The 24,490-nt window shown below is 50.5% G+C and carries 20 protein-coding genes and 3 tRNA genes; 4 read left to right on the forward strand and 19 right to left on the reverse strand.

All coding sequences use genetic code 11. The features are described from left to right. Positions 1-385 precede the first annotated feature (385 nt). Both JJE36_01875 and JJE36_01880 read right to left on the reverse strand, forming a co-directional pair. The gene (locus tag JJE36_01875; GenBank protein MBK5211059.1) at positions 386-1,318 is read right to left on the reverse strand and encodes an Abi family protein; all 933 of its coding nucleotides are present in this window, start codon (positions 1,316-1,318) and stop codon (positions 386-388) included. Between the two features lie 386 nt (positions 1,319-1,704). Further along, a tRNA-Ala gene (locus JJE36_01880) sits at positions 1,705-1,780 on the reverse strand. Between the two features lie 96 nt (positions 1,781-1,876). Here JJE36_01880 and JJE36_01885 point away from each other — a divergent pair. Beyond that, a complete protein-coding gene (locus JJE36_01885; GenBank protein ID MBK5211060.1) occupies positions 1,877-3,919 on the forward strand; it encodes an FUSC family protein in 2,043 nt (680 codons plus the stop codon). 53 nt (positions 3,920-3,972) lie between these two features. Here the strand turns inward: JJE36_01885 and JJE36_01890 are convergent, their stop codons facing one another. Next, complete coding sequence (locus tag JJE36_01890) at positions 3,973-4,431, reverse strand: thioredoxin family protein (GenBank protein ID MBK5211061.1); 459 nt, start codon at positions 4,429-4,431, stop codon at positions 3,973-3,975. A gap of 178 nt (positions 4,432-4,609) precedes the next feature. Between JJE36_01890 and JJE36_01895 the strand changes: the two genes are divergently transcribed. Further along, complete coding sequence (locus JJE36_01895) at positions 4,610-5,230, forward strand: bifunctional nuclease family protein (protein ID MBK5211062.1); 621 nt, start codon at positions 4,610-4,612, stop codon at positions 5,228-5,230. 98 nt (positions 5,231-5,328) lie between these two features. Here the strand turns inward: JJE36_01895 and JJE36_01900 are convergent. From JJE36_01900 to JJE36_01920, 5 genes are all read right to left on the reverse strand, one after another. Next, a tRNA-Ile gene (locus tag JJE36_01900) sits at positions 5,329-5,405 on the reverse strand. Positions 5,406-5,483: 78 nt separating this feature from the next. Further along, a complete protein-coding gene (locus JJE36_01905; GenBank protein ID MBK5211063.1) occupies positions 5,484-5,660 on the reverse strand; it encodes an Arc family DNA-binding protein in 177 nt (58 codons plus the stop codon). A gap of 33 nt (positions 5,661-5,693) precedes the next feature. Then, on the reverse strand, positions 5,694-6,734 hold the full coding sequence (locus JJE36_01910; GenBank protein MBK5211064.1) for an SPFH domain-containing protein: 1,041 nt from the start codon (positions 6,732-6,734) through the stop codon (positions 5,694-5,696). A 61-nt stretch (positions 6,735-6,795) separates the two neighbouring features. Beyond that, on the reverse strand, positions 6,796-7,938 hold the full coding sequence (locus JJE36_01915) for a Fic family protein (GenBank protein MBK5211065.1): 1,143 nt from the start codon (positions 7,936-7,938) through the stop codon (positions 6,796-6,798). A gap of 203 nt (positions 7,939-8,141) precedes the next feature. Then, positions 8,142-8,216 (reverse strand) — tRNA-Gly (locus tag JJE36_01920). A 135-nt stretch (positions 8,217-8,351) separates the two neighbouring features. Here JJE36_01920 and JJE36_01925 point away from each other — a divergent pair. Both JJE36_01925 and JJE36_01930 read left to right on the forward strand, forming a co-directional pair. Continuing rightward, the gene (locus tag JJE36_01925; protein MBK5211066.1) at positions 8,352-9,464 is read left to right on the forward strand and encodes an FprA family A-type flavoprotein; all 1,113 of its coding nucleotides are present in this window, start codon (positions 8,352-8,354) and stop codon (positions 9,462-9,464) included. Positions 9,465-9,480: 16 nt separating this feature from the next. Then, entirely contained in the window at positions 9,481-10,365 is an 885-nt protein-coding gene (locus tag JJE36_01930) for a DegV family protein (protein ID MBK5211067.1), read from the forward strand. 38 nt (positions 10,366-10,403) lie between these two features. Here the strand turns inward: JJE36_01930 and JJE36_01935 are convergent, their stop codons facing one another. From JJE36_01935 to dnaN, 11 genes are all read right to left on the reverse strand, one after another. Next, positions 10,404-11,615, reverse strand: coding sequence for an ABC transporter permease (locus JJE36_01935; GenBank protein ID MBK5211068.1), 1,212 nt, complete (start codon positions 11,613-11,615; stop codon positions 10,404-10,406). After that, complete coding sequence (locus JJE36_01940) at positions 11,605-12,357, reverse strand: ABC transporter ATP-binding protein (protein ID MBK5211069.1); 753 nt, start codon at positions 12,355-12,357, stop codon at positions 11,605-11,607. The genes JJE36_01935 and JJE36_01940 overlap by 11 nt, the downstream gene beginning before the upstream one ends. Before the next feature lie 38 nt (positions 12,358-12,395). Next, positions 12,396-13,742, reverse strand: a complete 1,347-nt coding sequence (locus tag JJE36_01945; GenBank protein MBK5211070.1) for an efflux RND transporter periplasmic adaptor subunit — start codon at positions 13,740-13,742, stop codon at positions 12,396-12,398. Between the two features lie 20 nt (positions 13,743-13,762). Further along, the gene (upp, locus tag JJE36_01950; GenBank protein MBK5211071.1) at positions 13,763-14,416 is read right to left on the reverse strand and encodes a uracil phosphoribosyltransferase; all 654 of its coding nucleotides are present in this window, start codon (positions 14,414-14,416) and stop codon (positions 13,763-13,765) included. Between the two features lie 27 nt (positions 14,417-14,443). Beyond that, positions 14,444-15,757, reverse strand: coding sequence for a uracil-xanthine permease (locus JJE36_01955; GenBank protein ID MBK5211072.1), 1,314 nt, complete (start codon positions 15,755-15,757; stop codon positions 14,444-14,446). 86 nt (positions 15,758-15,843) lie between these two features. Beyond that, the gene (locus JJE36_01960) at positions 15,844-16,569 is read right to left on the reverse strand and encodes an HAD hydrolase-like protein (GenBank protein MBK5211073.1); all 726 of its coding nucleotides are present in this window, start codon (positions 16,567-16,569) and stop codon (positions 15,844-15,846) included. Positions 16,570-16,623: 54 nt separating this feature from the next. Next, positions 16,624-19,167: a DNA gyrase subunit A gene (gene gyrA, locus JJE36_01965; GenBank protein MBK5211074.1), complete on the reverse strand. Its 2,544-nt coding sequence runs from the start codon at positions 19,165-19,167 to the stop codon at positions 16,624-16,626. Between the two features lie 85 nt (positions 19,168-19,252). After that, on the reverse strand, positions 19,253-21,241 hold the full coding sequence (gene gyrB, locus JJE36_01970) for a DNA topoisomerase (ATP-hydrolyzing) subunit B (protein MBK5211075.1): 1,989 nt from the start codon (positions 21,239-21,241) through the stop codon (positions 19,253-19,255). 244 nt (positions 21,242-21,485) lie between these two features. Beyond that, on the reverse strand, positions 21,486-21,845 hold the full coding sequence (locus JJE36_01975; protein MBK5211076.1) for a DUF721 domain-containing protein: 360 nt from the start codon (positions 21,843-21,845) through the stop codon (positions 21,486-21,488). After that, positions 21,838-23,028, reverse strand: coding sequence for a DNA replication/repair protein RecF (locus tag JJE36_01980; protein MBK5211077.1), 1,191 nt, complete (start codon positions 23,026-23,028; stop codon positions 21,838-21,840). Before JJE36_01980 ends, JJE36_01975 begins: the two co-directional genes overlap by 8 nt. Positions 23,029-23,037: 9 nt before the next feature. Further along, positions 23,038-24,138 carry a DNA polymerase III subunit beta gene (gene dnaN / locus JJE36_01985; GenBank protein ID MBK5211078.1) on the reverse strand — a complete coding sequence of 367 codons (1,101 nt, stop codon included), beginning with the start codon at positions 24,136-24,138 and terminating at the stop codon, positions 23,038-23,040. Positions 24,139-24,490: the final 352 nt, after the last annotated feature.

Raw genomic sequence — 24,490 nt, forward strand, 5'->3', positions numbered from 1 at the left:
GGACCATTTTGCCGACGTCGGCAAAATGGTCCTGGACTGGAACCCCTGTGTTTTCACAAAATATCATTGCCCTTTTGACAACATCCTCAAAGCGACTCCACTGCTATTTAATTGAACCTTAATCGCCCAAACCATCCGTAACGGATTCGAATTGCTTTTCCAAACGGGAGCCGTACCATCGCCGTGCCATAAATATCACGAATTATCCGAACTTATAGAAACAAAAAACACCGCCCCGCCTGCGAAAACAGGTAGAACGGCGCGAAGTTGCTTTGGTAGAGCTTAGCGGACTTGGACCCCTACCGATAAGGCCTTAACCTATGATTTTATATTCCAGTCGTGCCATTATAGAATCAGAAGGCATGGCTTAGTTATTGCCCCGATACTATCGCAGAGTTTGCTGAACAAATAACGTCTCAAAGGAATCGATGCCCATTGCGTCCAAGAGTTTTTGATAATCAATTATTGGCACATCTTGTTTCACTTTTGACAAAAGCCCACTAATTTGGTTTTTTAGTTGACCGACTTGTTCTTTATTTAATAATTTTGTTAAATCTTTAAGACAATGCGCAAGTGAAATGTCTTTTGCCGGAGAGACCTTGAGAAAATAGACTCGCTCATCATGCGCGCACGCATTACGCAACTCTTTAAGGTGGTCGTACATAATCCTTAAATCTTTTTCATTTATTCTCTGACTAACACACCAATTACTTTGAAACATTAGGGAAAACGCCTTGGCAATGTTACTTCTCATTGACTCTTTTTGAAGCGTATAACATTTAAATATATCCCCAAAACTCAGACAGTTTACAAAGACCCAAAATGGTACAGAGCTATGTTTTGTCAAATAGTGTTTAAGATATCCTTTGTTTTGATAACCATCTGTTTCCAGCCGTCCAAGTTTGCGCTTAAAGTCTTGAATGAGATTACAAACCAAACGATCTTTCTTAAGCTCTTGACAATATATATCCCGATTAAGATATGGCTCATCATCATCTTTATATCGTTCGGAAATCTTATATACAGTTATGGACTTTAGGAGAGATTCCGCAACAGTGAGATATTTGAGTAAAACCATTCTTAAATCTCTATCAAACTCAAACAAACTATATATTTGGTCAAATGTTGTCCCAGAAACGAACCGATCTTCTCCGGCCAATTCAGTCGCCTTGATATCGATGAACAATGGCTTATACCCATTGATTATTTGGTAGTATCCTTCGCGTTCGATTATGCCTTTTGTGTTGATCGACGTCGATATGCCACGAGCATTCATTAAACATATTAACTCGTCAATTGTCTTAAACGGCTTATCCACAACATCCTCCCGTAAACGTAAAAACCGCCTTGCGGCGGCTTTTACGGTACTGGGCGAACGTATCGTACCCAGTCCTCTTCACAACAACAATATACCAATAATATAGGCAAAAATGAAGAGCCTTTGAAATGAATATATTTTTGTAGTACAAACCCTGCCTGCGCATTTTGCATCCGCATTACATTTTTGATGAGAATACAATGAAACGCTGCCTGCTTCTCAGTCTTGGCCTCAGTATGCAAGCTCAATATTTAAGTATAATTCTCTTCAGTAAGCAGCACACAAACATTTTCTCGATTGCGCTGCTCACAGCTCCACACTTCGACCGTGGCGAACAAAAACACCGCCCCACCTGAGAAAACAGGTAGAACGGTGCGAAGTTACTTTGGTGGAGCTTAGGGGGCTCGAACCCCTGACCTCAGGCTTGCAAAGCCCGCGCTCTCCCAACTGAGCTAAAGCCCCAAAGCGAACGTTAAGTATACCGATAAGGCGTCGCGCAAGTCAAGAAAAAACTGCCTCCTCCCGGGCCGCCTCAAAAGCATTTGTTACACTTATGCTATGGACACCAACAGACCCCTGCCCTATTGGGTATCAATTCCCTGCGTCATTATTTTCTTCGCAGGGTTCAGATTAATTTTCGGTAGTGGCAACGCGGTTGTCGGCTACGTGTTTTTTTCCGCGCTGGTGCTCCTCTCGCGTACCGACCAACTCGAGATCCGGCCGCTCAAAGACGGTCTGATCATCTTCGCGGTCTCCATGGCCATCGGAACTGCGACCATCGTCTCCGGCCTCGATCCGCGCCTCGGGTTCTTCGTCAACCTCGTCTCTATCTTCTGCATCATCTATTTCTTGTTCGGCACCTTCCAGACGATTCTTTTTCTGCCGGCGACCATGGGGTATCTGTTCTTGCTCGGTGCTCCCGAGCCCTTCTCCCATGTTCGCGAGCGTATCGCCGCCCTTCTCTTGGGCACCGTGATATTGATGGTGGCGCTGTTGTCCATACAGCTTTCGGAAAAGAGCTACACCGTCAAAGCGAAACTGCAGAACCTGCTCGAGCTCATCGCCAACAAAGCCTATGAAGCGACCGGCATAACCCCGGCCGGCTACACCTACGTGAGCACGGAGGAAATCCGCAGGGCGCTCCACGAACTGTTCGGCAAACTCTACCGGATGCAGCAGAAGAACAAGCGGACGCGAGATGTCGACGAGGTGCGCATCAGTTTCGCGCTCGCGCTCGAGCGTTTCACCGATATCATCCAGAAGATCAAACACGCCGGACCCCCGAACGAAGAGGAGATCGTCGCCCTCACCGAGTTGGCCGAACTTCTGCTCGAGACCAAAACCCATGTCGGCGATTTCGAGTCGTTCGCCTTACTGACCGAAGACATCGACGCCTATGTCGCGCGCCACAAGAATGACACCGACCTTTCTCCCGAACTCTACGAGATCCTCGAGACCTGCACGCTCACGAGCCACCAGCTCAAACTGATTGCCAAAGCCGGATTGAAGACGAGGAATACCGACATAGCGGTCAAGGACGAAAGCTGGATGGGAGACATCGCGCAGACGCTCAACCCCAATCGCCTGCGCCTGAACTACGCGTTGAAGATGTCGATCACCATCAGCGTGGTGTGGCTCGTGGCCAAGGGGCTGTTGCACCCGGTGCGCGGCCAATGGGCGGCGTTCATGGTGGCGTTTCTGATGCGCCCCTATGCGGAGGATACCCACCAACGCACGATGGACCGTATCAAAGGCACCGCCCTCGCCATCGGACTGTTCCTGGCGCTGTTCGGCCTGGTGAAATCGGTCCCCCTCCAGATCGTCCTCATCATGCTCTCCAGCATCTTGTATTCGCGTCGGCCCAAAGCGGGCGTGTATCAGGTGACGTTCACCACCTTCATGGCGGTCGCCTCGATGGCACTGATCTCGGGAAAGTATTCCTCGCTCGGCATCGAACGCGTGGCCTACATGGGCGTCGGGATAATCATCGCTTTCATCGTCGGTCAAAACATCGCGCCATCCTACGTGATATCGGATACCGCCAAGCTGATCGAGAAGTACCGCAAGACCACCTACGAGCTCGTACAACTTTTCATCTACTCGCGCCTGCATGAGAAGAAACCGACCGCCCTCAAGGAGCTCTCGTTTGCGAAGACCTCGGAGCACCACACCACGTCTTCGGTGTTCCAGGGACTGATCCTGACCGCGAATCTGATCGAGCAGCAGGTGTTCTTCAACAACCGCCGCATCCAATCCGAAGATTTCAACGAATTCTTCGCCACGCAGCGGCGGCTCACAAACGATATCTTCTTCCTCTATGCCACGCTCTCGGCGATAGCCGCCCACACCGAGGGTTTCGAGCACCTGCTACGACAACTGCGCACGATAATGCACCAGTTCCAAGAAAAGCCGCTGGACGAGTTTTATCACAACGAGGGCCTGACTCAGGCGATAGAGGAGTTCACCATCGCGGTCGATGCCGGCTTCGCGTTCTGCCGAAACGAAAAGGAAAAAATGGCGTTCACCACGCTTGGAGGAGTTGCCGACGGACTGAAAAAGCAGCTCCGGTTCGATTTCTCCGAAACTGCTTTGCGTGGTTAGGTCCGCATGATTGGCGCGAAGCGTATGTGCCGATCGCCCCTTTCGCGGTCCCGCTACTTCAGGGCCGCCAGGCTTGCATCGATCGCGTCTTTACCCTCGAAACCGACCATGTGTTGTTGCAACGTGCCCGATGAATCGATGAAGTAGTACTCCGGGTAACCCGTTCCCCCGAGTTTGTCGAACAGCGCCTGTGCGGCGGCGTTCTCATCGCACTCGAAAATGCGCACCTCCACTTTGCCTTTGTACTTCTGCGTGAGCGCATCGATGTCGGGCTTTGCCGCCTTGCACACCGAACACCACGTGGCCGAGAACTCCACCATGACGGGAACGCCGTTTTTCGGCGCCATCATGGAATCGCTCAAGGCACTCGTGTCGTTAACCCGGACGGCGGCGCTGCCGGCGGTACCGTTTGTCGTCGAAGTCGCATTTTTTCCCGAGGTCATCAAAAGATATCCGACTAACCCGAGCAGAATGACGCCCAACACCCACGGCGCTATTTTTAAATATTTCATGGTTGCCTTCCCATTCATTGAAATCTATTTGAAAAATCTAAATAACATTCTATAGTAGAGTATCCCCTGAAAAAAGTATCATCTTTAAATAGACGGTCGATTGTTCTTCGCCTGCATATATTTCACACAGTCCATCTCCGATAAGAGGGTACAATCTAAGGTATGAAAGGAGCCGACAATGATTAGAGTAGACATCGCAACACTCGCGCTCGACCCGCGCACCAACCAGCCCGTCTTGCTGTTGAAGCCCGAAGACGATGAACGCATCTTGCCCATTTCTCTCGGACAGAGCGAGGCCATGGCCATTCTTGTCGCGCTTCAAGGCATCACGCTGCCCCGCCCGATGACCCATGACCTTTTCTCAAACGTCATCAAGTCTTTAGGCGCCACGCTTGCCGAAGTTCGCATCACGAACTACACGAACGGCGTGTTTTTCGCCGGATTGGTACTGCATACGAAAGGGAAAATCATCGAGCTCGACACCAGACCCAGCGACGCCATCGCTTTGGCGATTCGTCTCGGCGCGCCGATTTTCGTCTCCGATTCGGTCTTCGAAACGGTTTCAATCGCCGCTGAAACTTTGCAAATCGACGCAGACGCGGAAAACGGATCCGACAGTGCGAGCAATCCGCTTTTCCAGCAGATGGCCGATATGGCGCGCAGAGCCCAAGCATCCGGTTTGTTCGGACAGGCGCAACCGCAAAAACCTCAGGCCCCGTTCGTGAAGCCCACCGATGAGGAAGTCGCCGATTTCAAGCGCTTCATCGATTTCGCCGATCCCGAAGATTTCGGCATCTAGCGAACTCTGCAAAACCTGAACCACCGCATGGATTGTCATTCGACGGAAAACATAAAAAACGAGCTGCCGATTATGGCAGCTCGTTTCTGATTTTGTGCTGGTGGGCCCGGCTGGATTCGAACCAGCGACCTCACGGTTATCAGCCGTGCGCTCTAACCAACTGAGCTACGGGCCCACAAAGCATAGCTTGATTATTCTACTTAAAATCATACACGTATGCAAGGGCGAATCTTTCCTCGGGAGCGGCGGCCCCTCAGTCCTGCGCGTGCCTTTCCCTCTTGCGACGCCGCACTGCATCCGAAAGTAGATACTCGATTTGTCCGTTGAGCGAGCGGATGTCGTCATCGGCCCACCCGACGAGATCCTCCCAAAGAGACGACGGCAGTCGTAGAAGCACCTGCTTTTTATCTTTGTTCTCTCGACCGCTCATGTTCGCCCTCCTTTCGCTTGGTGCGCCTCTTTATCAGTAAATCGATCCGCTGTTCACGATCGGTTGTACATCGCGGTTGCCGCAAAGCACGACCAACAGATTGCTCACCATGGCGGCCTTGCGCTCCTCGTCGAGGTTGACGACCCCGCCTTCATTCAGACTCTTGAGCGCCATCTCGACCATGCCGACCGCACCTTCGACTATCATTTGGCGGGCGTCGATAATCGCCGAAGCCTGCTGGCGTTGCAACATGGCCGCCGCGATCTCGGGAGCATAGGACAGATGGGTGATTCTCGACTCGATGATTTCGAGGCCGGCGACATCGACCTTGGACTGGATTTCCTCTTTGATCTTTTGCGCGATTTCTTGGCTGCTGGCACGAAGCGTTTTCTCGTGGTCGTCGCCAGAGACATCGTAAGGGTACAGTCTGACGATGTTACGCAGTGCGGAATCGCACTGAATCGAGAGAAACTCCTCGTAGTTGTCGACATTGAATGCGGCTTTCGCGGTGTTGACGACACGCCAGATGACCACGATGCCGATCATGATCGGGTTGCCGAGCAGGTCGTTGATTTTGAGCTCCTGGTTGTTCAGGGTCATGGTCTTCAGCGAGATCTTCTTGTTGACCGCATTCACGCGACCGCCTGGAATCCCGAGCATTTTGAGACTGGCGTCCTCCGTACTCGTCGAAGGGCTCGTCTGCAATATCCCGCCGTTTGCCGGATTTATCGCCGAAGTGAACGGATTCACGAAAAAGAAGCCGTCCTCTTTGAGCGTGCCATAGTACTTTCCGAACAAGGTGAGCACCAACGCCTCGTTGGGACGCAGCACCTTCAAACCGCCATACAGCAACGGACCTATGAGGCACAGATACAGAAGCGTCACCACAATCAGCGGGAGCGCGAGGGCGGTGCCCTGCGCGGCGTCGATGAGTATAAACCCGTAGACGGCACCCACGCACGACACGATCATCAGAACGGTGTTGACGATGAGCACACCCATCCCGCTCATCGCACGCGGGATTATCTCATCGACCTGCAGCGCCTTTTGATCCAAAGAAGTAGTTCCAACCATTTCTTTCTCCTCCCGAACAATACAATGTGATATCAAAATGATATACCGATATCGTACGCCTCTACGTCCCCTCCCGCAACAATGCGAGATAGGGCTCATATGAAAATATCCTGTTACGCTGATTGCCGCCTGTTTGAAGAAGTATACCGGCCTCCTGCATTCGCATAATCGCGTTTGACACGGTCTTGAATGTTACTCCCAAATCTTCTGCGGCCCTCTTGATTTCCATAATCGGTTTTTCCTCCAGATAGGCCAAAAGACGCCGGGCCGTTTTCTCTCCCCGCCCGAAGCTTGAAACTATTTCGGAACTTTCATCATGTAACGAGCTCATCCTTTCGATGGTCTCGGTCGCATCCGCAGCCGAATCGTAAAGAGCCCGCAAAAAGAACTTCACCCATTGCTCATACGTTCCCTTTCGGCGCACATCATTCATGCGATCATAATATTCAACACGATTTTTTTTCAGATAGTACGAGATGTACAATGCCGGCGTAGTCAAAACCCCTTGTTCCATAAGAAACAGTGTGATGAGCAACCGACCGATGCGCCCATTGCCATCAAGAAAAGGGTGAATCGTTTCAAATTGATAATGAATCAGAGCCGCGCGAACGAGGACATCGAGATCGTCATCACTGTTGATGTATCTCTCGAGATCGGACATCGCCTGAGACATATCTTCGACATTCGGAGGAATATATCCGGCATTTTGTAACGTGCTACCCCGAACGCCAATCCAGTTCTGAGACCGGCGGAACGCTCCGGGATCCTTGTCTTGCCCGCGAACGCCCTTCATCAAAACGGCATGGGCCTCTTTAATCAATCTGTTGCAAAGTGGCAATCGGCCTAAGCGCGCAACGGCGAATTCCGTCGCCTTGATATAGTTGATTACATCGCCCACATCGCGGTTGGCGTTTTCTTCGACATGAGGATCGAGAACATCCTCGAGCGTCGCTTGGGTGCCTTCGATTTGCGAGGACATAAGCGCCTCTTTTCGAACATACATCGATATGAAAAGATTGATGCTCGGGATTCGGTTTGTGCTTCCCTCCAAAAGAGCTATCTGTTTGTTCGCCTTTATGAGAAGCTCAACTGTTTCGGCATCAAGATCGACCCGAGGGGCGGGCAGCAGCGGAGAGGGGACGAAAGATCGATATACCGCCTCGCCGGATAAGTTGGTTCTATATTTCCCCGATCTTCCATTCATGGAGGCTCCTCCTCGAAAGTAAAAGTACTTTCTCCATTATAGCTTTGTTATTTTACTTTTGATGACGAAAGTAAAATAAGGAGACCTATTCGAGGGTGTTATTTTACTTTCAGCCATCCGAACATCAGCCGTCGACGACCATGCGATCAAAATGCAACAAGGGTCGCCTCCGATAAGGGGAACGACCTTTGCAAATTTGACTATGGAGCGGGCGACGAGACTCGAACTCGCAACAACCAGCTTGGGAAGCTGGTGCTCTACCATTGAACTACGCCCGCAAGCAGTAACAATGGTACAACATTTCCGTATGTCTTCACCACAAAATCGTACAAGTTCCCGCACTCCTCCGCGCAAGCTCGACGTGATAAAATAGAATCACACGAATACATCGCCCAGAGAGAATAGGATGGCCGATGCAGATAGCGCAAAACATCTACAGCGTGGGCATCATCGACCGAGAGGTCGAGTTCTTTCATGCCTACCGCTCCCCCGTCGGGACCACGTACAACGCATACCTCGTCATCGACGGCGCCCACCGCATTCTCATCGATTGCGTCAAAGCCCGTTTCGCCGACCGTTTTCTCGAAAACATACGCGAGGTAATCGGCGAGGAGCCCCTCACCGATATCATCTGCAACCATGTCGAACCGGACCACTCGGGCGCTTTGCCGGCGGTTTTGTCGGCTTATCCCGAGGTAACCGTATACGGAACCGCCGCCTGCAAGCGCGAACTGGATGTCTACTACCCCGGCATGAATTATGAATTCGAGACCGTCATCGCCAATGACCAACTCGAAACCGAAACCTGCACGTTCACCTTCATTCCGATGCCGATGGTCCATTGGCCCGACAGCATGTCGACCTATCTCGCCGAACAAAAGATTCTCTTTTCCAACGATGCGTTCGGCCAGCATATCGGTACCGGTGAACTGCTCGACTCCGAACTTTCACGCGAATACTTTTTGCAGCGTGCAAGCGAGTATTACGGCACCATCGTGCTGCCGTTCGGCGGCCAAGTGACAAAGCTACTCGATGCGGCACACGAACTCGACATCGAAATCGTCTGTCCTTCGCACGGAGTGATCATTGAGACCTACCTCGACGACATAGTCGCCAAATACCGCTCATGGGCTGCAGGCGAGGTCGATGAGAAACAAGCGACTATCATTTTCGATACGATGTGGGGCACGACGGCGAAAATGGCGGAACGCATCAAAGATGAGTACGAAAGCAAAGGACTGTGCGTTCGCATGTTCAATCTCTCCGAGGAGCACTACTCCACGGCGATGGCATATATTCTCGAGTCAAAATACATCGCGGTGGGTTCGCCGACGCTCAACAACCAGATGCTACCCAATGTCGCAGCTTTTCTCGTTTACGCGAAAGGACTGAAACCGAAAAATCGCATCGGACGCGCATTCGGCTCTTACGGTTGGAGCGGCGAATCCATCAGATACATCCAAGCGGAACTCGAAAGCATGGGATTTGAAATCGAAGAAGCCTACAAGGCCCAATGGAACATCTGACACCGGGAGAAAATGTATGGCACAGTTCGAACTAACCTGTGAATCAACTGCGGACATGACTCCCGAATTTTTCGAGAAAAATAATATCCCCTATGTTTGCTTTCACTTTCTCATAAACGGCAAGGAACATCTCGATGACCTCGGCCAATCGATGCCGTTTGAAATGTTTTATGCGCGCATCGCGGCCGGCTCGCAACCGACCACATCGGCGGTGAACACCGGAGAGTTCGTCGAATTTTTCGAGTCGATTCTCAACCGAGGAAAAGACATCTTGCACCTCTCGTTTTCTTCGGGTCTGAGCAGCACGTATGACTCGGCCCTCGAAGCTCGCGAGATGATTGCGGCAAAATATCCGACGCGTAAAATTATCATCATAGACTCTCTCGCCGCCTCTTCGGGCTACGGCCTTTTGGTAACCGAAGCCTGTACTCTGCGTGACGAAAACATCTCCATCGAGGATACCGCCGCGTGGATTGAAAACAACAAATTGAATTTCCACCACTGGTTTTTTTCGACCGACCTCACCAGCTATGTTCGCGGCGGGCGTATCTCGGCGGCCTCGGGGGCCATCGGTACGGTTCTCAATATCTGTCCCCTGCTCAGCATGGATGCAAACGGGAAATTGATTCCCCGCGCAAAATGCCACGGCAAGAAGCGGGCCATCAAAGAGATCGTCGAGCGCATGAAAGCGCATGCCGAAAACGGCCTCGCCTATTCGGGGCGTTGCTACATTTCGCAATCCGCCTCGATGGAAGACGCGGCGTCGGTCGCCGAACTCGTCGAGAAGACCTTTCCTCACCTTGACGGGAAAGTTCTCATCAACTATGTCGGAACGGTTATCGGCTCGCACACGGGACCTGGGACCGTCGCTCTTTTCTTCAAAGGTGATCGGCGCATATAGCAAAGCAATAGCAAAACGTCGAGCTCTCGCTCACGCGCTTATTCGTAGCGAAGAGCCTCTATCGGATCGAGTTTCGATGCTTTGTACGCAGGATAAACGCCGAAGAACACGCCGACGCCTGCGCTGAAGAAAAATGCCACGGCAATCGACCATCCCGTGATCTTCGTCGCAAGCACGAAGTGTATCCCCCATGCCCCGAGCGCACCGATTGTTATACCGATTATGCCCCCTAACACCGAAAGCATCACGGCCTCGATGACGAACTGCGCGAGAATGTCATACGTGCGAGCGCCGACGGCTTTACGGATGCCTATTTCACGCGTACGCTCCGACACCGAGACCAGCATGATGTTCATGATCCCGATTCCTCCGACGAGCAAAGATATCGAAGCGATACCGGCGAGCATATAGGTCATGGTCGAAACGAGCAACGTGATCATGCCTAACATCTGGTCTTGCGTCATGACCGAGAATTCCGATCCGTACTTCGGGCGCATCGCCACTTTGATCTGAGTTTTCGTGAGTGCGATGTCCTCAGCCGTACGCGCGCTGACGGCAATCATGGATACGTCTCTCGAGTTCAAGAGCCTTTGAGCCGTCGTATACGGAATATCGATGGCCGAATCCTGGCTCGACGAAGCGCCTCCGCCTTGGGGCCTTTTTACTCCGATGACACGAAAATTCTGTCCGTTGATTCTCACCGACCGACTCACTTCATTGCCCGTGGGGAAAAGTTTCGCCGCAACGGCGGAACCCAGGACGACAACGCGCGTCGACCCCGTCACTTCCGCTTGATTGTACATCCTGCCGCTGGCCATATCGGCCTTCATGATACTGTTGATGTTTCCATCTGCCGCCATGAACGAAGCCGCCTGCTCGATACTCCCATTGGAAATACGAACGCCCCCTTCGACGAAGGGAATGGCGATGGCGCGGGACAACTTCGAATTGATGAGCTCCACATCAGCATCGGTAAAGGTGGTCCTTCCCACCCCGAGAGGTGAGGACGCAGCAGTCATTTGTCCACCACCGCCCGTCATCGCGCTATAATCTCCCGGAAGCACATAGATGAGATTGGAGCCGAGATCGCCGAACTGACCGAGCACACTTTCTTTGACGCCCGTTCCGATCGAGACGAGGAGGATGACGCTCGAGACACCAATGATGATGCCGAGCATCGTCAACATCGCACGGACCTTATTGGCATTAAGCGCTTTGAGGGCGATTTTAAACGATTCTTTAATGTTCATCGGAAGCTCCTTTCTCTGCTTGGAGCTTCTTAAGTTCGAGAGACGCATCGATGCGCTCATCGGGAGTATTCAAATAGTCTTGTACGATACGACCATCAGCGATTTGGACGACTCGTGTGGCATGCTTGGCGACATGGGAATCATGCGTTACGAGCACGATGGTCACCCCGCTCCGATTGAGTTCCTGCAGAAACGCCATGACCTCGACACCGGATTTCGAATCGAGATTTCCCGTCGGTTCATCGGCGAGAATAATCGAGGGCTCCGTCACCAAAGCACGGGCGATGGCGACACGTTGTTGCTGCCCGCCTGAAAGCTGGCTGGAATTATGCTGAAGGCGATCTCCGAGACCGACACGCTCCAAGGCCTCTGTGGCACGCCTTTTCCGCTCGGCCGCAGGCAATCCTGCATAAATGAGCGGTAGTTCAACATTTTCGATGGCCGAAGTTCGCGCCAGCAAGTTGAATGCCTGGAACACGAAACCGATCTCTTTGTTGCGGACGCGCGCAAGCTCGTTCTCATCCATCTCGGTGACATCGATGCCGTCGACGAGAACCTCGCCGCTGGAAGGATGGTCGAGCAAACCGATGCTGTGCATCAATGTCGACTTCCCCGAACCCGACGGGCCGATAATCGCGATGAGTTCGCCCTTGTTCACGTTCAACGAAACGCCGTCGAGCGCTTTCACGGCGATTTCATCACCGATTTTATACGTCTTCGTTACGTTCCTGACTTCGAGCACGCTCGAACCGGATTGCTCAGCTTGCAGAGATTGTCCCATTATTTGACCTTTACGGTCATCCCGTTGCTCAGCGCAGTACTTCCGGCAAGAGCCACTTTGTCGCCGACTTTCACACCGCTGAAAATTTCGACCGACGTATCGGTCGTCGTCCCCGACTTCACGTTCGTTTTGACAAGTTTGTTGTTCTTGATCACGTACACGTAATCTTGCCCGCCCTCTGAGAACAACGCTTCGATGGGCACGGTGATGGCATCGGGGACATTTTCGACCTTGATCGTCGAATCGCCTCTCATCCCCAGCTTAAGTGCGCTGTCGGTCGTATCGAAATTCATTTCGACGAGGAAAACCGTCCCACCGGTCGTCGTGGTTTTTGCAACGGTTCCAATATTTGAAATCACGCCGGTAAATGCCTTGCCGGTGAATGCGTCGAGCGTGATGTCGACCGTTTGCCCGTCTTTGACACGTTCAATGTCGGCTTCGTCGACCTCTGCAGTAAAGCTCATTTTATTACTGTCAACCACTGAGAACAGCGGTGAGCCCGGGGCCACAGCGGAGCCTTTCGCAAGTTTATCTCCCACGTTGACCGTCGCGCCCGTGGCTGCGAAGGCGGATGATACCGAAGTCGGAGCGAATATAACCGTTCCATCGGCAGGCGCCTTTATGGTCGCATCATTTAAAGCTTTCATGGCGACTGAAACGGCTTTTTCTGCCGCAGACACACCTGCCTGCGCCGCATCCTGAGCACTTCCCGTGGGATTGCCGCTCATTTGTGAAACGGTCGTCTTGGCAGTTGAAACAGCCAACTTCGCCTGCGTGACACCTTGCTTGGCCTGGGCATAGGCACTTTCCGCCGCGGCCACGGCCGCCTGCGCGGACGGGCGCCCGACCGCGCTGCTCGCCTTCAAAGTTGCTTCGGCTTTATCCAAAGCGGACTTGCTTTTTTCCCGGGAGGAAACCGCGGCGCTATACGTACTATTGGCAGAGCTCAATCCCGCCTTTGCCTGAGTGAGACCCGAACTCTTGGTGTCCGCGGCATAATTCGCCTGAGCAAGAGCGGATTCGGCCTGAGCGAGCGTCGATTTCGCACCTGCAAGTTGTGCGTCGAGCGCATCGGATTGCAGAGTCGCCAACTTATCTCCCTTGACGACTTCATCGCCTTCTTTGACGTACAATTTTTCGATGATTCCTTGCGCACCGGGATACACGTCGGCCTTCGATCCGGCAGTGACTTTTCCGGAACCCATCACGGTTACGGCAAGCGAACTCGACTTAACCGTCGACGCCTGCACCGAAGTCCCTGAATTCTTCGCCAATCCGAACGCGACGAGCGAAATGACGAGTACCGCTATGATCACACCGATGAGAATCTTTACTTTTTTAGACACGGTTCCTCCAAATTGCTTCGTTAAAGCGTTCCAAACAGACGGTCGCCGGCATCACCGAGACCCGGATTGATATATGCCTTGGGAGTGAGCTCCTCATCGAAAGCAGCCGCATATATCTCGACGTCGGGATGCTTTTCTTGCAAACGGGCAACTCCTTCGCGAGCAGCGACGATACACATGAACCTGATGTTTTTCGCACCTTTGTCTTTGATAAACTCTATGGCTGCCTCCGACGAACCGCCGGTCGCCAACATCGGGTCGAGCAAGAACGTATCGCGATCGGCGATATCGTGAGGGTAATTCGAATAATAAGGCACTGGCAGGAATGTCTCTTCGTCACGATACATCCCCAGATGGCCCACCTTGCAGTCGGGCATAAGTTCCATAAAACCTTCGACCATACCGAGACCGGCACGCAAAATCGGAATGATGACGGGAGAGGGATTCGCAAGTTCGCGACAATGCGCGATGTTTACCGGAGTTTTCACATCAATGTCACGCAAAGCAAGAGAGCGCGTTGCTTCATAACCCACCAATATCGTCAAGTCCGTGACGAGCTCACGAAACTCTTTCGTGGGGGTGTTCTCATCGCGGAGGAGCGCCATTTTGGCTTGGACCAGCGGGTGCTCCAAAACCACCAGATGCTCGAACCCGTGCGAATTATTAGTTGACATCAGCATGCCCTTCAGCCTTCCTGCCGCTCAGGATTCTTCGCCTTGTGGCAAAACCAGGTTCACGATTACTCCGAATATGACGGCGAGGAACAAGCCTGAAAGCAAGATTGAAGTTCCTCCAATGGGAACGATGATTCCTCCGACCGCGCCCACGCCAAGCCCGATTACCAAAATAATACCGGTGATAATCAAATTTCGCGAATACGTGAAATCAAGATTGGCATCGACCAAAGTACGGATACCTATAGCTGCGATCATACCGAAAAGCATAATCTCAACCCCGCCTTTGACCGGACCGGGGATTGTTTGAAGAATCGCTCCGAACTTTCCGAGAAAGCCCAGCGCAATGGCGATAACCGCGGTGACACGAAGCAAGCGAGGATTATAGTTTTTGGTGGTGGCGAGTACGCCTGTATTCTCAGAATACGTGGTGTTTGGAGGACCACCGACAAGTCCGGCGAATGCGGTAGCGAGACCGTCTCCCATCAAAGTCCTATGCAAGCCGGGCTCTTTAATGAAATCTTGACCGACTACAGCTCCGTTAGTGGTGATGTCTCCGATATGCTCCATAAAGCTGACGATAGCGATTGGGGCAATTGACAGAACCGCTCCCCAGTTCAGTTGAGGCAACGTCACAAATCCGACCTTGTTGGCATCTTGGGTCACAAACGGGATGTTTATCCATGAGGCATTTGCAATCGGGCTGAGGTCCATGTGGTAGACTCCGAGCGCCGATAAAATCAGGCACAATACATAACCTGATGCAATTCCAATGAGAATCGGAACAAGTTTAAAAAAGCCTTTTTCAAGTATCGAGCAAATGATGACGATCGCCAAAGTAAATACGGCGATACCTATATTCGCATAAGTCGCAGCGGAAAGAGGATGTGTAAAGTCAGCCCAACCGGACGCATCGTTGATGGCAGTCGAAGCAAGGCTTATTCCGATGGTAATGATAACCGGGCCGGTTACAACCGGCGGGAAGAGTTTCTTAACTCTATCGGGGCCGGCAGCAAAAACAATGAGCGCGAACAGGAGATAGACAAGACCTGCCGCCATGATTCCACCCTGTGCAATGGGAATTTGTGAAGGGACCACGTGGCCATTCTGCATGGTGATTGCCGCTATCGCCGGAATGAAGGCAAAACTCGACCCCAAAAAGACCGGTACTTTGAACTTCGTGCAGAGGTGAAATATCAACGTTCCGATACCCGCACTCACAAGCGCTGTCGATGTGTTGAGCCCCGTCAACAGCGGAACGAGTACCGTAGCTCCGAACATGGCGAATAAATGTTGAACACTCAGTAGATAATCGGTCCCCATGAGTTTTTTCTTCTTCATGCCCGGGGCATGATACTCACTGTTCATTTTTCCGTTTGCCACTGCCTCGCCCTCTCTTCCTTCCTTGTTTTTCATAACACACAGAATCAGTATACAGAAATCAGCTCGTTGAGATGAGCGAGCTCTCCCGGCGAAGATAACATTTCTTGCGGATGCTGGTCGAATAATACATCCTGCTCAAAAAGCCCATATGTCACCGCTACCGTATACATCCCCGCCGAATTACCTGCTTGCGTATCGAACGGAGAGTCGCCGATATATGCGCAATCTTTGGGAGTCAGACAGATTTCATGCTGTGCAGCCAAGAGTTCCATTCCCTTGAGAAGTGGCGCCGGCAACGGCTTATGCTCGGTGACATCGTCTGCTCCGACCAAAATCTGAAAATACTTTCCCAAATCATAATATGCGAGATCGGCTACGGCAGAACGATGTATTTTCGAGGTGACTACGCCCATTGGCACGCCACGCTTCGCAAAATTTTGCAGGACTGTTTCGATACCTTCGTAGGGCAATATATATTCATCGTGCACACGCGCGCAATATTCTCGATATACATCGCGCAACTGCGCGACAAGTTCTTCTTTCGTGTGAGCAAGCTTGCCATCAACTGGTAGTCGCTCACCGAAATAGCGCTCGACAAGCCCCTCCATTTGACTTGCCAGCGGCGTTCCCACAGCCGCAATCAACTCTCGCGGAGGAGCGTCGAGGTTGAAAACCATCTTCGCCGTATAGCGAAATGCCTCTATGATCAACGGCCCGGTATTTACGAGTGTTCCGTCTAAATCGAATAACAGTGCTTTCAGTGCCGGCATCGCTTGTCATTCCTTTCGTTAAAAACGGGCGCCCTTTCGCGCCCGTTTTTATAATTATTCTTCGTCGCCCTCATCGTCGAAATCTTCGCTGAGCAAGGCTTCTGCTTCGGATTCTTCGCCGATTTCCTCTGCGGGAATCGTCTTGGGTTCCTCATCGTCGGGTTCGAGCATTTCAAGCAGTGAACCCTGGTTGGGATCCACCGGTACTTTCGCCTTTTTCTCTTTGTGCCCGACGACCCGCGCAATTGCAGTCACTCGGTCGGTATCGGAAACATTCATGACTTTGACCCCTTGGGTCGAGCGTCCCAGTGATGAAATTTCGATGGCTTTCACCCGAATGACGACACCTTCCTCGGAAATCAACATGAGCTCATGCGACGGACCGACTATCTTCATGCCACTGATCGGGCCCTTTTTCGCCGTGACTGAAATCGTCTTGACGCCTTGACCACCGCGATGGTGCTCCGGATATTCGCTGACCGGCGTGCGCTTTCCGTAACCACGCTCGGTGACGACGAACAGGTCTCCTTCTTCGGGAACGATTTCCATTCCGAGGACACGATCGTCGCCCTTGATGGCCATGCCTTTTACGCCACGCGTGTCTCTGCCCATCGGGCGAGCTTCGGACTCATCCCACTTGATCGCCTTACCGGAAGCCGACACCAACATGACTTTTTGGTCCGGTTTCACGCGACGGACCGAGATGAGCTCATCGTCATCAGCCAAGTTGATTGCGATGATGCCATCGCGGCGCGAGCGATCGTATGCCTTGATCGCCGTCTTTTTGACCATTCCCTTCGTTGTCGCAAAGAGCAAGAACTCGTCTTCGGGGAAGGTTTTCGTGTTAATGACCGCGGCGATTTTTTCGTTTTGCTCGAACGGCAAGAGATTTACGACTGCCGCTCCGCGCGCATGGCGCGACCCCACGGGAAGCTCATGGATCTTGAGACGATAGACTTTGCCCTTCGTCGAGAAGAAGAGAACATAATCATGCGTCGAGGCGATGAACAAATGCTCGACAAAATCGTTGTCCTTCAGGTTTACTCCCGCGACCCCCTTGCCTCCGCGTTTTTGTTGGCGATACGTTGCGACCGGCAGACGCTTGACATAGCCAGCCTTGGTGATGGTCACCACCATATCTTCTTCGGCGATGAGGTCTTCGATATCGAGGTCTTTTGCCGCATCGGTGATATCGGTGCGTCGCTTATCGGCGAATTTCTCACGGATCTCCCCGAGTTCGTCTTTGATGATCTTGAGAACGAGCGAGATGTCGGCGAGTACTTTTTCATACCAATCGATCTTCTTCTGCAACTCTTCGAGCTCTTCGACGATCTTATGGCGCTCGAGACCGGTCAACCTGCGCAGGCGCATCTCAAGAATCGCATCCGTTTGGATCTCGCTGAGGCTGAAGCGTTCGATGAGTTTTGCTTTCGCCTCCACGTCAGTGTCGCTTGCGCGGATGATTCTGATGACTTCATCGATATTGTCGAGCGCGATGATGAGGCCTTCGAGAATATGCGCGCGCTCTTTGGCTTTGCGGAGTTCATATTGCGTACGCCTGGTGATGACGTCTTTTTGGTGTTCGATGTAGTAAAACAACATTTCTTTGAGCGACAATACTCGAGGCACACCGTCGACGAGTGAAAGCATGATGACGCCGAAACCTTGTTGCAACTGCGTATGTTTATAAAGTTTGTTGAGCGCAACTTGGGGAATGGCGGCTTGCTTAAGCTCGATGACGACGCGCATACCTTTACGATCCGACTCGTCACGCAGATCGCTGATTTCGGTCAATTTCTTCTCGCGAACCAAGTCTGCGATTTTTGTCACGAGGCGCGATTTGTTCACCTGATAGGGAATTTCGGTGATAATGATGCGCGTGCGTCCGGTGCTGGTATTTTCAATATGCGCCTTGCCGCGAATCATCAACGATCCGCGCCCCGTTTCATATGCCGCGCGAATTCCCTCACGTCCCATCAGCGTGCCGCCTGTCGGAAAGTCCGGCCCGGGAACGAATTTCATGAGTTCTTCGATGGTGATATCGGGGTTATCGATGAGCGCATCGGCCGCATCGATTATTTCGCCGAGGTTATGCGGAGGAATGTTGGTCGCCATACCGACCGCGATACCCGCAGATCCATTGACGAGCAAGTTCGGATAACGCGCCGGCAAAACGAGCGGCTCCCGCAGAGATTCATCGTAGTTGGGCCCGAAATCGACCGTCTCTTTGTCGAGATCGCGCAACAACTCCATCGTCACTTTTTTCAAGCGGGATTCTGTATAACGCATCGCCGCGGCGGAGTCGCCGTCGACCGAGCCGAAGTTTCCGTGACCGTCGACGAGGGGAACGCGCATGGAAAAGTCTTGCGCCATGCGAACCATGGTTTCATAGACGGCGGTATCACCGTGCGGATGGTATTTACCGATGACTTCGCCGACCGTCCATGCGGATTTTTTGAAAGGTCGCGTGGGCGTGAGACCCGACTCGTTCATTGCATAGAGGATACGGCGATGTACCGGCTTGAGCCCGTCACGCACGTCGGGCAGTGCACGTGCAACGATGACCGACATCGAGTATTCAAGGAACGAATTGCGCATTTCCTTGTACAGTTCAATCGGTAGCGTTTTAGTGCCGCTGGTATCGATGGAAAGTTTTTCGTCTGACACTGCTAACACTCCTTACTTAAATGTCGAGGAAACGGACGTCTTTGGCATACTTTTGTATGAACTCTTTACGCGGCTCCACTTGGTCGCCCATAAGATCGGACACGACTTGCTCGGCGAGGGTCGCTTCTTCGATGGTGACTTGAAGAAGAGTACGAGATGCCGGATCCATCGTTGTTTCCCACAGTTGCTCCGGGTTCATTTCGCCCAAACCTTTATACCGCTGCACGCCTATCTTTTGTCCTTCGGGCAGTTTTTCAATTTCATCTTGAAGCTCTTCATCCGAATATGCATAAACATGCTTCCTGCCCCAAGCAAGTTTATAAAGCGGTGGCTGCGCGATATAAATGTAACCCGCCTCGAGCGCCGGCCTCATAAATCGATAGAAGAAAGTAAGGAGGAGACAGCGGATGTGTGAACCGTCTACATCGGCATCTGTCATGATGATGGCTTTGTGATAGCGCGCGCCCGCCAAATTGAAATCTTCGCCGATGCTGGTTCCCATGGCGGTGATCATCGCTTGAATTTCTTCATTCGAAAGAGCCCGGTGCAAACCGGCTCGTTCGATGTTGAGAATTTTACCGCGAAGCGGCAAAATTGCTTGGAATGAACGATCGCGCGCCTGCTTTGCCGAACCCCCTGCCGAATCACCTTCGACAAGATAGATTTCGCACAGCGATGCATCTTTGATCGAGCAGTCCGATAGCTTACCCGGAAGTGTCGAGTTCTCGAGGATTCCCTTACGCCGCGTCAACTCACGCGCTTTTCTGGCAGCCGCTCGAGCTTTCGCCGCGTTCGATGCTTTACTTACGATGAGGCGGGCTTGACGGGGGTTTTCCTCTAAAAATTCCGCAAGTCCTTGCGTGACGATTTGCTGGACGAACCCGCGCATCTCCATGTTTCCGAGTTTGGTTTTCGTCTGACCCTCGAACTGAGGATCATGAAGCTTGACCGAAAGAACCGCGGTGAGACCCTCGCGAATATCGTCACCGGTGAGATTCACCTCTTTTTCTTTGATGAGGTTTTGGGTCCGAGCGTAATCGTTGATGGTACGAGTGAGTGCATTTTTAAATCCGTCGAGGTGAGTCCCACCCTCGTGCGTGTGGATGTTGTTGGCAAAAGCAAGGGTATTTTCCGAATAGCTGGTAGTCCACTGCAACGCGACTTCCACGCTCCCCTCTTTTCCCTCTTGCTCGAAACAGATAGGCTTCGCGTGGATGACCTCCTTGCCGCGTGTAAGATATTTTACAAAATCGACGATACCGCCGGAATAGCGGAACTCGTCTTTGCGCGGTTCGAGCTCGCGCTCGTCGGTCAGAGTTATCTTGAGATTTTTATTGAGGAATGCGGTTTCGCGTATGCGGGTTTGAAGTGTTTCGTAATCATAGACGATTGTTTCGAAAATATCGGCATCTGCCCAAAACGTCACCTTCGTGCCGGTTGTTTTACTGGTGGTGCTTTTTTCCTCAAGCTTTGTGACGGGCTTGCCGAACTCATATGACTGACTGTAAATCTTGCTGTTTAGTTTTACCTCGACATCGACGCGCGATGAAAGCGCGTTGACGACCGATACGCCGACTCCGTGAAGACCGCCGGAAACTTTATAGCCGTTTCCTCCGAATTTACCACCGGCATGGAGAACGGTCATGACCACTTGAAGTGCCGATACTTTCATCTTCGGGTGCTTATCGACAGGAATTCCACGCCCGTTGTCAGTAACCGAAATTGAATTATCCGCATGGACCACGACATCGATTGCCGTGCAATAGCCGGCCAACGCTTCATCGACCGAGTTGTCGACTACCTCATAGACGAGGTGATGAAGACCTTTGGGGCCGGTGGAACCGATATACATTCCCGGACGTTTACGAACAGCTTCGAGGCCTTCGAGAACTTGAATGTCCTGCCCTGTATAAGACGGATTATTTTTTGCCACGAATACTCCTTTGAGATTTATACCGCTATGTTTTATAACTGAAACTTTGAGATTTATACCGCTATGTTCCATAACTGAAATTATCAAATGATGTCATTTTGCGAATTATCTCTTTTTACAAACCCACAAAACAATAAAACACGGCTAAAATGCCGTATTTCATTCTACCATATTCTTGTTATTTTTTTAGTGTTAAGAGACTCCCTAACCGCTTCTGAGACACTTTTTCAGTTGCCGGTGATTCATTTGATACTACGGAGGCTTTTATGGTCTTAATTGCGCTTTAAGCACCACTTATGATTTTTTTGTTTCTCCCTTATGAATGGCGTCTTCTCACTTCGAACCTGATGGTTTTTATCATCTCTCGTCCCACCAGCTTGTTCACTTCTTTGATGTATGAATCGCTCATAAGCGACATCTCTTGTGCCCATATGGGCGAATCCAACCACACGATAAGCTGAGAGCCCCTCACGAAGACTGCTTCCGTGTGCCCTTTCGACGAGGCCCCGGCAGCCGTGGACCAGGCACCCATGATCTCCGTTTGATGACTTGTTTTCATTCCTGTGGGATCGAGTTTACCGATAACGGAGTCAAGACCTTCCTTAAGGGGGGTGAGCCGTGTTCTGAGATCATAGTTGTAATCATCGGTATCGATGTTGTCGTCATACTTATCCACGATGCTCCCCTTCCAACTCGGCGACGTTGATTATTCGAGCTTTATCTAAAAGTGATTTTTTAAAATAATCGATATTTGCCGTAGTAATCACCGTTTGGGCAACCTCGCCGACAAAACCGGTAAGCGCATCTCTTCTGTCCTCATCGAGTTCACTCATAACATCATCGAGCAAAAGAATGGGCTTTTGTTGTGTGATATCTTCGATGATTTTTGCTTCAGCAATTTTCCAGGCAAGCGTAATCGAACGTTGTTGTCCCTGAGAACCGAATGTCCGCGCGTCTCTCCCGTTGATAAAGAACACGATATCATCACGATGAGGTCCGACCGTCGTCGTCTTTCGTGCTCTTTCATTTCCGCTTTCATTCTTTAAACTATTTTTTAAAACTTTCGCGAGGTCTTTTCGTGGCGTATCCAAAAAAATTGAGACTTCCTCCGACATCATGTTTTCATGACTTTGGAAATTTATTCTATACCCTATGGTCAACTCACTTGTAGGGTCGATATTTTTGTAGATATCGATTATATGCGGAGTAATTCTTTGGACCAGTTTAAGCCTTTGTATCGACAACGACACTCCGTAGTCAACCAATTGATCGGATATCACATCAAAAACTTCACCGATAGAAACATCCTCTTTGAGCAACTTATTGCGTTGCTGTAAAACTTTTTTATATCCATTTTTCAGCTGATTATATTTTTTTGAGAGTTGTGATCCCAAGTCGTCGACTTCGGCACGTCTTCTTTCCGAAGAACTCTTAACAAGCGTTAAATCATTGGGAGTAAAAACTACACATGGCAGCACTCCTGCAATATCACGAAAGCTACGAACTTTTTTCCCATTCACAAAGAAGCTGCGCCGATTGTTCGAGATAATCATTTCGACTTCTCTTTTTCGGTCGTCCCCTTCAGCAAAAAGTTTTACCGATGTTAAAAATTCGCAATCGGGTCCTGAGGCGATTTTACTTACGCCGATTTTCTGAGCTCTGTCCCAATTAACTACATCCTCCCAATTGGGATTTCTAAAAGATATGCCCTCCGTCGTCAATTGAAGTGCCTCTATCAGATTGGTCTTTCCCACTGCATTCGGCCCATAAAAAATTGTGAGAAAAGGGTCGAGATCAACAGAAACGTTTCTGTAAGATCTAAACCCTTTCAGTTGTATTTTTTTTGCTAAAAAAGACACAATCGCTATTTACGAAGTTGCACGGACAGGCATCATGAGATAAGTGAAGCCCTCTTCCGGTGACCGCAATAATCCCGGCTTCATGGCATCTTGAATTTCAAGCGTGACGAATTCATTGTCAATAACAGACAGTCCATCTTGAATAAAACTGTGGTTGAAAGAAATTTCTTGTGACTCACCCTCGACTTTTACGCTCAAAGTCTCTTCAGCATTTCCGACATCTTGAGCTTTTGCAGAGAGGTTGATCTGTTGCTCATCCAAATTACAGACGATCTTTATTGCCGCGTTATTCAACGCAAGTAAAGAAACCCTCTTTACGGAATCCGAAAATTCCTGATGCGCAGTGGTTATTTTTGCTTTCCATTCCTTAGGAATGAGTTGCCTGTAGTTTGGAAAATTGCCTTCGAGACGGCGAGTCACGTAAGCCGTGGTCCCGAAACTGAACATTATTTGATTCGATGTTATGGTCATATCGATAGTTTCAACCGAACCAACCATTTTTACAACTTCTTCGAAAGCTTTTCCGGGAACAAGTACTTCGAACGCTTCAGCTGCCGGCTGCTCGAGATATTTTTCGACTAATGCGAGACGATAACTATCGGTCGCAACCATTTTCACTATCTCGCCATCTATGGTGAGTAATATTCCCGTCAATATTGCTCGGGTATCGTCTCGACTTACCGCTTTTGCAACTTTTCTAACCATTGAACCTAAAACTTCGGAGGGAAGCGAAATTTTTTCAATTCCTGAAATATCGGGAAAACGAGTGAAGTCCGAAGCGTTAAGAGAATTGATGGTGAAGTGTGCTTGATTACATGAAATGTTCACTAATTCATTTTGCGTTTCGATAATCACCGACGACTCAGGAAGACTTCTTATGATACTCGAGAAAATTTTACCCGGAACGGCAACTGCTCCCGTCTCTTCGATAATGCCGGGAACGGTTGTTTTAATCGAAGTTTCAAGATCGGTGGCAAAGAAGGAAATATTTTCTCCTTCTATAGATATCAGGACACCGGCCAATGCGGGGACAGAGGTCCTTGAAGCCGTTGCTTTCAATACGGTTTCAAATCCGGTTACCAATTCATTTTTTGAGATGATGATCTTCATGGTTATTCCTTCTTTTATATATACAACCTAATAACAATAATAATAAGGGGTGTGGATAAGTGGATATTTCATCTTTTTAGAGGTGAGGGTTGGTGTGTCTATCGGTTGTAACCTGTTCAAAAGACCTCTCTCTTTTCCACCTTTTACCTGATTACTCTTTTTTGTTCTTTTCTTTGTGAAGTTATCGACAATCTGTCCACAAGAAAAGCAATGTTTTACCTGAGTTATTAGTACTATATCCTTAAATGAATCAATAAGCACCAACGTGTACACCATTTGTAATAACTTTACCAGGGAATAAGGGGAACAATGTAAATGTATTCGGTTGGCAATCGCAGTATTTACTTAAAAA

The organism is Coriobacteriia bacterium, assembly GCA_016649875.1.
Lineage (GTDB): Bacteria > Actinomycetota > Coriobacteriia > WRKU01 > JAENWW01 > JAENWW01.

What these genes read in the sequence shown, in the direction of transcription:
- JJE36_01905 (MBK5211063.1), bottom strand. Translation starts at nt 5,660, where the DNA reads ATGAGCGGTCGAGAGAACAAAGATAAAAAGCAGGTGCTTCTACGACTG.
- JJE36_01925 (MBK5211066.1), top strand. Translation starts at nt 8,352, where the DNA reads ATGCAGATAGCGCAAAACATCTACAGCGTGGGCATCATCGACCGAGAG.
- JJE36_01885 (MBK5211060.1), top strand. Translation starts at nt 1,877, where the DNA reads ATGGACACCAACAGACCCCTGCCCTATTGGGTATCAATTCCCTGCGTC.
- gyrB (MBK5211075.1), bottom strand. Translation starts at nt 21,241, where the DNA reads ATGGAACATAGCGGTATAAATCTCAAAGTTTCAGTTATAAAACATAGC.
- JJE36_01915 (MBK5211065.1), bottom strand. Translation starts at nt 7,938, where the DNA reads ATGAATGGAAGATCGGGGAAATATAGAACCAACTTATCCGGCGAGGCG.
- dnaN (MBK5211078.1), bottom strand. Translation starts at nt 24,138, where the DNA reads ATGAAGATCATCATCTCAAAAAATGAATTGGTAACCGGATTTGAAACC.
- JJE36_01890 (MBK5211061.1), bottom strand. Translation starts at nt 4,431, where the DNA reads ATGAAATATTTAAAAATAGCGCCGTGGGTGTTGGGCGTCATTCTGCTC.
- upp (MBK5211071.1), bottom strand. Translation starts at nt 14,416, where the DNA reads ATGTCAACTAATAATTCGCACGGGTTCGAGCATCTGGTGGTTTTGGAG.
- JJE36_01910 (MBK5211064.1), bottom strand. Translation starts at nt 6,734, where the DNA reads ATGGTTGGAACTACTTCTTTGGATCAAAAGGCGCTGCAGGTCGATGAG.
- JJE36_01930 (MBK5211067.1), top strand. Translation starts at nt 9,481, where the DNA reads ATGGCACAGTTCGAACTAACCTGTGAATCAACTGCGGACATGACTCCC.
- JJE36_01935 (MBK5211068.1), bottom strand. Translation starts at nt 11,615, where the DNA reads ATGAACATTAAAGAATCGTTTAAAATCGCCCTCAAAGCGCTTAATGCC.
- JJE36_01960 (MBK5211073.1), bottom strand. Translation starts at nt 16,569, where the DNA reads ATGCCGGCACTGAAAGCACTGTTATTCGATTTAGACGGAACACTCGTA.
- JJE36_01895 (MBK5211062.1), top strand. Translation starts at nt 4,610, where the DNA reads ATGATTAGAGTAGACATCGCAACACTCGCGCTCGACCCGCGCACCAAC.
- gyrA (MBK5211074.1), bottom strand. Translation starts at nt 19,167, where the DNA reads ATGCGCAATTCGTTCCTTGAATACTCGATGTCGGTCATCGTTGCACGT.
- JJE36_01955 (MBK5211072.1), bottom strand. Translation starts at nt 15,757, where the DNA reads ATGAAGAAGAAAAAACTCATGGGGACCGATTATCTACTGAGTGTTCAA.